The organism is Streptomyces sp. WAC05292, assembly GCF_003949955.1.
Taxonomy (GTDB): Bacteria; Actinomycetota; Actinomycetes; order Streptomycetales; family Streptomycetaceae; genus Streptomyces; species Streptomyces globosus.
Genome location: NZ_RPSE01000211.1, coordinates 1 through 10,676, shown reverse-complemented (window position 1 = coordinate 10,676; position 10,676 = coordinate 1). Strand labels below are relative to the sequence as shown.

Annotated in this window: 6 protein-coding genes; 2 read left to right on the top strand and 4 right to left on the bottom strand. The window is 77.7% G+C overall.

What is annotated here, in order from left to right; genetic code table 11:
- A partial coding sequence (locus EF903_RS20775) for a VanW family protein (RefSeq protein ID WP_125545358.1) occupies nucleotides 1-1,469 on the bottom strand: 1,469 nt, incomplete at its 3' end.
- A gap of 275 nt (nucleotides 1,470-1,744) precedes the next feature.
- On the opposite strand from EF903_RS20775, the gene EF903_RS20770 reads away from it, so the two are divergent.
- A complete protein-coding gene (locus tag EF903_RS20770) occupies nucleotides 1,745-2,416 on the top strand; it encodes a YitT family protein (RefSeq protein ID WP_125545356.1) in 672 nt (223 codons plus the stop codon).
- 23 nt (nucleotides 2,417-2,439) lie between these two features.
- Here EF903_RS20770 and EF903_RS20765 read toward each other — a convergent pair whose 3' ends face one another.
- Both EF903_RS20765 and EF903_RS20760 read right to left on the bottom strand, forming a co-directional pair.
- Entirely contained in the window at nucleotides 2,440-3,246 is an 807-nt protein-coding gene (locus EF903_RS20765; protein WP_125545354.1) for a hypothetical protein, read from the bottom strand.
- Nucleotides 3,243-3,722 (bottom strand): hypothetical protein, encoded by a 480-nt coding sequence (locus EF903_RS20760; protein WP_260615684.1) that lies wholly within the window; start codon nucleotides 3,720-3,722, stop codon nucleotides 3,243-3,245. The genes EF903_RS20765 and EF903_RS20760 overlap by 4 nt, the downstream gene beginning before the upstream one ends.
- 99 nt (nucleotides 3,723-3,821) lie before the next feature.
- Between EF903_RS20760 and EF903_RS35905 the strand changes: the two genes are divergently transcribed.
- A complete protein-coding gene (locus EF903_RS35905; RefSeq protein WP_125545352.1) occupies nucleotides 3,822-8,621 on the top strand; it encodes a CHAT domain-containing protein in 4,800 nt (1,599 codons plus the stop codon).
- A 21-nt stretch (nucleotides 8,622-8,642) separates the two neighbouring features.
- Here the strand turns inward: EF903_RS35905 and EF903_RS20750 are convergent, their stop codons facing one another.
- On the bottom strand, nucleotides 8,643-10,352 hold the full coding sequence (locus EF903_RS20750) for a stealth conserved region 3 domain-containing protein (RefSeq protein ID WP_125545350.1): 1,710 nt from the start codon (nucleotides 10,350-10,352) through the stop codon (nucleotides 8,643-8,645).
- Nucleotides 10,353-10,676: the final 324 nt, after the last annotated feature.

The following is a 10,676-nucleotide window of genomic DNA, read 5'->3' as shown; positions in this document are numbered from 1 at the left end:
CTCGCCCGCACGTACACCGCGTGGCCGGAGTCGTTGCGCCAGCGCAGGTCGAGGGTGCCCCAGGCGACGGTGGCCTCGCGGCCCTCGGGGTAGCGCTCGATGTAGAAGGAGTGCGCCCCGTGCTCCAGCGGCTTCAGGCCGGCGAAGAACACCGCGTTGTACATGGTCGTCGCGACTGCGGAGACGCCGCCGCCGGGCGACTTCACGTACCGGCCGTCCTTGATCATGATGCCGTCGACGAAGCCGTTCGCCTCGGTCCGCTCCCCGACCGTGCCGTTGAAGCTCCAGGTCTCCCCCGGCTTGACGACCGAGCCGTTCATCAGCTCGACGGCCCGCGCGATGTTGGTGCTGCGGTAGGGCGCCGCCGGGAACTCGACGGTGAAGGAGGAGACCTGCTCGCGGATGCCGAGGCGGCGCGCCTCCTCGGCGGTCATCTTCGGCGGGATCTCGGTCGCGGCGAGCACACCGGTGCGGGCGGCTGCGCCGGTCCGGGTGAGCAGTGGCAGGACGGCGTCCCGAAGCGCCTTGGCCGTGACCTGGATGCCGCTGCGCCCGTCCTCGGCGACGACGACGCGCTTCGTGGCGGGGTCCACCTCCAGGACGGCGCCGCGGGAGGGCCGGGTCAGGGCGGCGGTCTGCCGGGCGACGTCCGGGTCGGCGAGGAGCCCCTCGGCGTCGAGGTCGGGCCGCAGGACGCCGTCGTCGCCGGGCTCGATCCTCAGGTGGCGGCCGATGGCCTCGGGAGTGAGGGTGACGGGCTTGCCGGCCAGGGTCAGCGTGATCGGACCCGACATCGCCGGTTCGGCGATCTCGGCCATGGCCCGCTCGGTCTCGCCTGCGTCGACGGCCGGCCGGGTGCGGACGACGGGCACGGCGACGGGCTGCGTGCGCGGCTCCAGGTAGGCCGTGCGGACGGCGTCCGCCGCGGCCCCGGCACGGACGGCGACTCCGGCGGCGGGGGCGGTGGCGCGGGCGGTGCCGTCGTGGAAGGTGATGGCCCCGTCGCGGGGGGCGGTGCGGGTCCGGGCGGCGAGGCGCTCGGCTTCGGCGGCCGCGGCGGCGCCGTCCGTCCGGATGACGGGTTCGAGGTCGCGCTCCTGCGCGGGCAGGACGAGGCGCCCGATCACGGTGAACGGGTCGGAGCCGGACCGCGCGGCGCGCTCGGCGGTGGCGCGGGTGTCGAGGGACAGGCCGAAGGCGGCGGGGGCCGCCTGGGCGGCGCGGCCGTCTATGCGCAGGGGGATCGGCGCCGCGGCCTCGGGGCCGAGTTCGCGGTCGAGGACCGCCTGGGCCTCGGTGCGGGTCATGCCGCCGATGTCCACGCCGCGGACTCGGGTGCCGTCGGCGATGGTGTCGCCGGCGTGGGCGAGGCCGGCCGCGTACAGGCCGCCGAAGCCGAGGACGGCGGCCCCGCACGCAAGGGGCAGGGCCGTCCGCCAGTCGGTGATCAGGCGTGGTACGCGTCGCATGTCTCTCCCGTGGCATCGGTGCGCCGGTGGCCGCGATGCGGGGCCTCCGGCGTGGTCGTCCACCAGGATTCACCAAAACGGACGAAACAACACAAAAATGTGTGTGTTGTCACGGGGCCGGACCGGCCGTGCGGGCCGGCGGGGGTGGCAGGCGACCGAGGCCGGAAAAGCAAGTCCAGTCGGGTCGAATTGGCCCTTTCCGCGCGGGCCGGTGGTGTCCGACGGTGGGACCCGGCCGCATGTGGCCGCCTCCCCCCGACGGAAAGGCCCTTCCGGTGTCCACGACCCGCGCGCGGTCCGCGCGCCGCCTCCCCCGCCGCCTCTTCCAGCTGTACGCGGGCCTCGCCCTGTACGGCGCGAGCTCGGCGCTGCTGGTCCGGGCGGGCCTCGGACTGGGCCCGTGGGACGTCTTCCACCAGGGGGTCGCCGAGCGGATCGGCTGGAGCATCGGCACGGTCTCGGTCGCCGTGGGCGCGCTCGTCCTGCTGCTGTGGGTGCCGCTGCGGCAGCGGCCGGGCCTCGGCACCGTGTCGAACGTGTTCGCGGTCGGGCTCGCCATGGACGCGACGCTCGCCTTCACGCCCGACGTGCGCGGCGCGGCGGCCCAGGTGGCCGTGCTGGCCGCGGGCGTCGTCCTCAACGGGGCCGCCACCGGCCTGTACATCGCCGCCGCGTTCGGCCCCGGCCCCCGCGACGGCCTGATGACCGGCCTGCACCGGCTCACGGGCCGCTCCGTGCGCCTCGTGCGGACCGGCATCGAGCTCACCGTGCTGGCGGCCGGGTTCCTGCTCGGCGGCACCGTCGGCCTCGGCACGGTCGCGTACGCCCTGGCCATCGGCCCCCTCGCCCAGCTCTTCCTCCGCGTCTTCGCCCTGCCGGCCCCCACCCCGGGCCCGGCGGCCGCCGCACGGCCGCACCCCGCGCCCGCCCCGGCCGAGGCGGCCTGACGGGTGGAGGCCGGGGGCGGGGGTCAGCCGCCTTTGCGGAGGATGTCGTCGACGGCCCGGCCCTCCGCTTCGGTGACGGCTGCCGGGCCCGTCGCCACACCGAGGGATTCGGCGAGGGCGCGGTGGTGCAGGTCGAGCACCGCCTCGATCAGCGTGGCGAATTCCTCCAGCGCCGCCCGCGAGCGCAGCCAGCCGGCGACGGCCACGCAGCCGCCGATCGCGAGGGCGGGCCACCACCACACCCCGACCAGCAGGTACAGCAGCCCCCAGCCGGTGAGTACCGCGGCCTCGGCGAACACCGTCCGGGCGGCCACGACGGGCTGGCGCACCTCGTCCGCGACGAGCAGCCACACCCGCGGCCAGGCCGCGGCGGCATCGAACCAGTACTGGGCGCGGATCCGGGCCTCGGTGAGCCGGACCCGGTCGCTCATCCAGGTGTGGCGCCGCGGCAGGTACGCCTCGACGACGCCGCCGCCGCGCCGTCCGGCCTCCCGCAGCACCTTGCGGCGTCGCCTCCGGGCGCCCGTCTCCCAGGGCTGGAGCCAGAACCGTTCGAGGGCCCGGCCGAGGACTCCCGCGACCGTGCCGGCGGTTCCGGCGGCGGCCAGCAGCAGAACGGCGTCGAGCACGGCTCGTGCGGGCCGGCCCCGCCAGCGCCCGGCCCACCCGTCCGCCCAGGCCGTGAGCTGTCCGGCGTCGAGGGCGTGGGCGTGGCCGAGGCGGCGCCCGGCCGCGGCCACCAGCACCAGCAGCAGACCCGGCAGCAGCACCGACCGGCACCAGCGGGTGCTGACGTGCCGGCCGACCTCGGACAGGATGCCGGTGATCACGGCGCTCCGGTGGCCGGACCGCCGGCCGGCGGCGGGGCGGGCCGCATCGCGGACCCGTAGGCGTGGCAGACCGGCACGTGGCCCTGGGCGTCGCGTCCGGCGACGCGGTCGCACCGCCCGCTCGGGCAGGCGTAGCGCCCGGCGCCCGCGGACGGCGCGCGCCGCGAGCCGGGGAAGCCGGCCATCGCCGCGCCGCCGCCGTCCGACCAGCTGCGCCGCGGCCCGTCCGCCCCGCCGCCCGGATCCCCTTCCTCCTGGAGCCACTTGCGCACGGCGCGCACCGCGGACCCGCCCTGCCGGACCCGGTCCGCGTCCCGCTCCAGGCGCGCCCCGACGCCCGTCATCCGCGCCTGGTCCCGCAGCCCGGCGAGGCGGGCGCACCACAGTGCCAGCGCCTCGGACTCGCCGGGAACCGCGGCCCCGCTGCCCGCTCCGGCCTCCGCCCGGCTTCCGGCCGGCTCCTCCTGCTGGGCCATCGCCCGCTGCCTCCTCTCCCCCGCGCCGTGGAACGCGGGCCGCCGCGGCAGAGGTTACCGATTGGCACCCCGTCGCCACACACGGCTACCGTAAGAGGGGTGACGAAGGGTCGTTGGGGCATGTGGCGGCGTCGGCGGGGCAGTGTGCGGGAGCGAATCGACCGGGCCGTAGGGGAGTTCGCGCGGACGGGCCGTCCCGGCCCCCTCGACGATCCCCGGCTCCGGGACGACGCCGAGGAGTTGCTGGAGGCGGCGGCCGGCGCGCCGCCCGGTGCGCCGGTCCGCGCCGAGGCCGCCCTGCACCTGGGCCGGCTCCTGCTGGCGCGGACGGGCACCCTGGACCGGCGGGCCGAACTTCCCACCCTCGCCGCGACGGTGGCGATGGTCGGCCTGCTGCACGACGCGGCGCCCGAGTCGGTGGAGCCGCGCCTGTGGGAGCTCACGGTGGAGTGCGGCGCGGATCCGATGAGCCGGGCCCGCGCCGCCAACCGGCTGCTGGAGTCGGCCCGGCAGGCCGGCGAGGACGACCTGCCGGGCCTCGTCACCTTGCACCACGCCCTGGCCGACTTCCCCGAGGACCATCCGGACTGCGGTCCGGCACGGCTCGTCGCCGCCGTGGGATGGCTGGAGCGGTACGAGCGCACCGGCGCGGACCGCGACCTGGACGGGGCGCTCACCTGGGGGCGGGCCGCGCTCCGGCAGGCCCCCGCAGCCGGTCCGGGCCGCGAGCTGTTCCTCCGGGTCCTGGCGGCGGCACTGACCCGCGAGTGCGCCCGCCGCAACACCGGGGCCGCCGCGGCGGAGGCGGTGGAGGTCTGCCGCAAGCTGCTCGCCGTCCGCCCGCAGGGATCCGGCCCCGACCCCGAACGCATCGACGCGCTGGCCCAGTTGGGCGGCGCGCTGCACGCCCGGTACGGCCACACGCGCCGCCCCGAGGACCTCGACGAGGCGATCGCGATGCTGGTGGCCGCCACCGCGCCCGGCACGGAGGCCCACACCGCGTCCCGCGCCCCGGCGCTGAAGAGCCTCGCGTCGGCCCTCTACAAGCGGCACCAGGCGACCGGGGACCCGGCCGACCTGGACGCGCTGATCGCCCTGATGGAGGAGGCCGTCCGACCCGGCGGCCTGGAGGACCGCGCGGAGGCGGCGCGCTGGGGCTCCCGGCTGGTCGGACTGCGGCTGCGCCGCGCCCGGCTGCCCGCCGCCGCGGCACGCCCCGGGCCGCGGGCCGCGGCACTGCCGGACGCGGTGGAGCGGGCCGAGGAGGCCGTACGGCTTCTCCGGCAGGCCGAGGAGGCCGGGCCGGACGCCGACCCCCTCGTCCGCGACGTCGGCATCGAACTCCTCGGGCCGGCCCTGGAGGAGCTGCCGGAGGACCACCCGGACCGCGGCCCGCTCGCCGCGCAGCTGGGCACGGCGCTGCTGGCCCGCCACCGCACGGGGACCGGGGATCCCGCGGACCTGGAGGCCGCGAACCGGTACGGCCGTGTGGCCGCCCGCCTGGCCCGCACGGCCGACCCCCGCAACCGGGCCGGGCTGCTGCTCGCTCGGGCGCAGGCGGCCGAAGCACGCTACGAGCACTCCCCCGATCCGGGCGAGCTGGATGCCGCGATCGCCCTGTACCGCGAACTCACCGGCCTGGAGCCTCCGCCCGACGGGGAGCTGCGCTGGCACTGCCTGCACAACCTCGGCAAGAACCTGCTGTGGCGCTGCCGCGCCCGCACCGGCACCGACGCGGGTGCCGCGGCGGCCGACCTCGACGAGGGGGTGGACGCCATGCGGCGGGCGCTGGCACTCGTCCGGCCGCCGTCCGAGGAGTACCTGCTGAACGCGCTGAACCTCGCCTTGGCCCTGGTGCACCGCCAGGGCCGGACGGACAGCGCGCGCGACCTGCGGGAGGCCCGGTCCTGTCTGACCGGGCTGCTCGCCTGCCTCCCGGACGGCGACGAGCGGGCGGAGTCGGCCCGCGCGCTGCTGGCGACCGTCGACGCCCGGATCGGCGAGCGGGACCGGGTGCGCGAGGAGGGCCTGCGCGGCGTCTGGCAGGGGGCGCGGGTGATCCCGCCCCGCAGCTCCCCGGAGGTCCCGCCCGAGGAGGCGGGGCGCCGGCCGGCCGGCTCGGGGGCGGTGGTGCCGTACCTGCACCGTCTCGGCGCCGCCCTCGCCCGCTACGACCGCACCGGCGACCCGGACGTTCTCGAACAGGCCTTGGACGAGGGGCTGCGGCTCATGGAAGGCATGCCCGAGGGCCACCCGAGCCGACCGGAGGCCGGGGGCAGGGTCGGGGCGCTGCTGCTGCGCCGCTTCGAGCGGGAGGGCCGCCCGGACGACCTCGACACGGCGATCGGGCATCTGCGTTCCGCGGCGTACGGGCCGGGCACCAACCTGCGGCAGCTGCGCGCGGTGCTCGGCATGCCGGGCGCCGGCCCGGCCGAGCTGCGCCGCGCGGGCGGCGACGCGGCGGCGGCGCTGCTGCAGGCCGAGCCGGAGCGGGGGCCTGAGCTGTCGGCGCTGGCCGCGGCCTGCGTACGCCGCTTCGAGCGGGACGGTGCGCGCGCCGACCTGGACGAGGCGGTGGCGGCGGCGCAGCGCGCCGTGGAGGCGGGCGGCGAGGGCGACCGGGCCGCCCACTGCGCCCGGCTGGCCACCCTGGGCACGACGCTGGCCCTGCGGCACCGGGCGGTCGGGGACGCGGCCGACCTGGAGCGGTCGATCGGGCTCGGGCGCGAGGTCGTGGAGGTGGCGGGCCGGATGTCGGCGGCGGCCGCGGCGCGCGTGCTGCACTCGGCCCTGCCGAACCTGTCGAACCGGCTGCGCGAGCGGTACCTGCTGCACGGCAGCCCGGCCGACCTCGACGAGGCGGTGGAGCTGGGCCGCCGGGCGCTGGCCCTGCACGCCGACCCGGATCCGCAGCGGCAGCCGGGCCGGCAGCGCACGCCCGGCGCCTCCGCGGGCGCGGCGGGCGGGGCCCCGACAGCCGGGGGCCGCCCGGACCCCTCGGGCACCGCCCGGACGAACCTCGCGCTCGCCCTGTGGGACCGGGCCCGGCTGCACGGCGGCGCCGACGACCTGGACGCGGCCATCGCCCACGCCGCCGCCGCGGCCGACGCCCTGCCGTCTGAATCGCCCCGGACCGCCCAGGCCCGCGCCGCGCTGGCCGGCATGCTCGCCGACCGCAGCGCCCTGCGGGCCGCCGGGGACTCCGACGCCGCCGAGCGGGACGCCGTACGGGCCCTGGAGGCCTACGCGGACGCGGCCCGCTGCCCGACTTCTCCGCCGCAGGCCCGTCTGGACGCGGCGCTCGCCGGGGGCCGGTTCGCCGCCGACCGCGCCGCGGACGGCCTGGCCGGTTGGGAGCGGGCCGCGACCGGCTACGCGGAGGCGGTGGCCCTGCTGCCGGCGGCGGCCTGGCGGGGCTTGGAGCGCGGCGACCGCGAGCGGCTGCTGGCGCCCCGCTCGCACGCCGCCACGGACGCCGCCGCCTGCGCCCTCGCGTGCGGCCGCCCGGAGCAGGCGGTGGAACTCCTCGACCAGGGGCGGGCGGTCCTGTGGGGGCAGGCCCTGGACTCCCGTACGGGTCCGGCCGAGCTGGCGCGGGCGCATCCGGAGGCGGCCGGGCGCCTCGTCGCACTGCGGGCGGCCTTGGAGCAGGACCCCGTGCCGCTCGCCCCGTTCGGGCGGGCCGCGGAGGACGGCGACCGGCGGCGGCGCGCGGCGGCCCGGGAGTGGGACGCACTGGTCGCCGACATCCGCACCCGGCCCGGCTTCGGGTACTTCATGCTGCCGATGCCGTTCGCGGAGCTGTCGCAGGCGGCCGCGGGCGGGCCGCTGGTGCTGGTGAACGTGAGCCGGCTGCGCTGCGACGCCCTGGTCGTCACACCGGGCCGGGTCCGCGTGGTGCCGCTGCCGGCGCTGGACGCGCAGGACGCGCAGGCCCGGACGGAGCGCTACCTGGCGGCCCTGGAGCGCCTGGGCCGGCCGGGGGCCTCCGCCGGCCCGGTCCAGCAGACGGTCCTGGACACGCTGGAGTGGCTGTGGGACGCGGTCGCCGCGCCGGTGCTGGACGCGCCCGAGGCCCGCGCCTGGCGGGGGCGCCGCCTGTGGTGGTGCGCGACGGGCCCGTTGGCCCTGCTCCCGGTGCACGCCGCCGGATACCACGACCCCGATGACGACCGGCCGGACGACGCGGTCGTGGAGCGAGTGGTGTCCTCCTACATTCCGACGCTCCGCGCCCTGGGCCGGGCCCGCGCCGCGGGCACCGCCGGCGGCGGTGCGCACCGGCTGCTGGCGGCCGCGGTGTCGGAGCGGCCGTCGTACGCGCCCGGGTTGGAGCCGCTGCCGGGCGTCCGTGCGGAGGCGGAGGCGCTGCGGGGCCGTTTCCCCGGGCGGCACACGGTGCTTCGGGACGCGGGGGCGACGCGGGCCCGGGTGCTGGAGCTGCTGCCCTCGCACGGCTGCGTCCACTTCGCCTGCCACGGCGGGCAGGACCTCGCCGACCCCGGGCGGGGGGCACTGTACCTGCACGACGGACCGCTGACGGTGGGGGACCTGGCCCGGCTGGACCTGCCGGCGGCGGAGCTGGCGGTGCTGTCGGCCTGTCAGACGGCTCTGGGCGGAGTCGAGTTGCCGAACGAGGCGATCCACCTGGCCGGCGCGCTGCTGCTGGGCAACTTCCGGCAGGTCGTCTCGACGCTGTGGACGGTCGGCGACGGCACGGCCCGCCGGGTGGCGGACGAACTGTACGGCTCTCTGGCGGCGGTCGGCGCCGACGGCGAACCGGCCGCTTCCCCGGACCTTTCCCGGACCCCGTACGCCCTGCACGCGGCGGTGGCCCGCATCCGCGCCGAGGACCCCTACCGCCCCCTGGCCTGGGCCTCGTACGTCCACTTCGGCCCCTGATCGGGATCCGGAAGGGAAGGCCTACGGCAGCTCGTACGGTGACGGCACCGGGAAGTACGCCTCCAGGAACGCGGTGACCGTCCGCTGCTGGCGCTCCTGCGGGACCTGCGTCCCGGCGTCGTCGGCCAGGCAGAAGGCGTCGGCGTCGCGCCGGCGGACCAGGTCCGCGAGGTGTTCCCCGGCCTCGGGCTGGTCGGTGGCGACGTACGCGTGGGTCAGCTCGCCCTCCACGGCCCGGCCTTCGGCCAGGGCCAGGTGCGCGGCGAGCGTGACGGGCGCGAGGTCGGTCGCGCTGCGGAAGACCGACCGGCCGGTGGCGTCGAGCCGGCCCGGCAGGGCCTTCTCGACGCGCGCGAAGAAGGACCGCCTGAGCGGGTACGGGGTGTGGGCCAGGATGTACGGGTACGTTCGGCCGGCCGCTTCCTCGACGGCCCGCCGGGTCGCCCGCTGGGAGGCGCTGAAGACGTCGTCGTCCCCGTCCGCACCCGGCGGGCTCGGGGGCACGGCCCGCCGGTCGTGGAAGACCTTGGGCAGCCCGGAGGGCAGGAAGTAGTGCTGGGGCTGCTGCTCGCGGCCGAGGAAGATGTCGTCGTTGAAGTAGAGGAAGTGCTCGGACAGGCCTCGGATCCGGTGGATCTGGCTCTCGATGGCGTGGGAGTTGAAGACGGGCAGGCTGTCGGCGTCGGCGAAGAGGTCGCGGTGGTCCACGACCGTGATGCCGGGGTGGCCGGCGGCCAGCCAGGGGGGCGTCTGCCGGTCGGTGACGAGGAAGACGTGCCGGATCCAGGGTGCGTGGGCGGCGATGGAGCGCAGGCAGTAGCGCAGTTCCCCGCGGTCGCGGTAGCGGTGTTCCGCGTCGTCCACCCCGTGCGGGCGGCCGGCCTCCGCCGCGGCTCCGGCCTGCTCGCGTCTGCGGCGCCATGCGGGGTCGGCGGAGTCCACCCAGCTGATCACGGCGTCGACGGGGAAGTCGATGTCGTGGGGGAACCGGCCCGTGAGGGCGTCGAGGACGCGGCAGTCGCGCCCGCCGATCCGCCGGACCGCGGTCGCCTGCAGGGAGGGCAGCCACCAGCCGTACGGGGTCTCGCGGAGCGAGGCGACGCCTCCCTGCCCGGAGGCGGACGGCGTCCAGAAGTCGAGGTCGCAGCCGAGTTCGGGGCCGTGGCGGAGCGTCCGCCCGGAGGTCACCACGCGCCGGTACAGGCGGACCCCGCCGACCTGCCGGTCGGTCTCCCGGTCGGCGAGGGCCCGGGGCAGTGCTTCGGCGAGGACGTCGCCGAGGTTGCCGCCGCCGGCGCCGAGGAGCCGTGCGTAGAAGGGCCGGCCGGCGAAGGCCTCGGCGCACGCCTCGACGGCCCGGGCCCGGTCGTCGGGGGCGATCGCCAGCCGGCGGGCCGGCCCGGGCTCGGGCACCAGTCCGTAGGGGATGCCGGCCGCTTCCATGGCCGCGACGGCTGCGTGCAGGTTCGCGGCGCGGACGTCGGCGGGCAGCAGGGTGTCGCTGACGACGGCGAGGAGGCCCTGGTCGCGGACCGCGTCCGGCAGGGCGTCCAGGAGTTCGTCCTCGCGCGTCCGGGGCGGTGGGTCCGCGGGGCCGACCGGCCCGCGCTCCCGCTGCCCGCGCGCCCGCTGCCCGGGCTGCGGCTGGGACGGCACGCCCGGCAGGCCGGGCAGTGTGCGGGCCCGTCGGCGCAGGGCGGTCGGCAGCAGGACGCGGGAGAGGTGGCGCATGTCTTCATTCACCTTCGCGGATCGGCCCTTGCAGGCAACCGGCGCTTTACCCCACCTTTGCCTGTCGTCGCCCTTCCGGGCAAGCCTCCGAGCTCGGCGGCCGACCCCGAGGGGAACCCCTCCGATACCCCCTGGGGTATTTGACAGGTCAGTCCGAAGGCCTCTACCGTCGAAGACCTACATACCCGTGGGGGTATCCGGAGGTGCAGGCGGCCACCGCTCCTCGATCGCCGCGAGCCTGCTGCGCCACCACGGCTACGCCGCCTGGGCCCTGACGCACGCCCCCGCCACCGCCTGACCGCACATCCGGGCCCCGTCCACGAC

Coding starts and splice junctions, on each gene's coding strand:
- EF903_RS20760 (WP_260615684.1), bottom strand. CDS start 3,722: ATGGCCCAGCAGGAGGAGCCGGCCGGAAGCCGGGCGGAGGCCGGAGCG.
- EF903_RS20750 (WP_125545350.1), bottom strand. CDS start 10,352: ATGCGCCACCTCTCCCGCGTCCTGCTGCCGACCGCCCTGCGCCGACGG.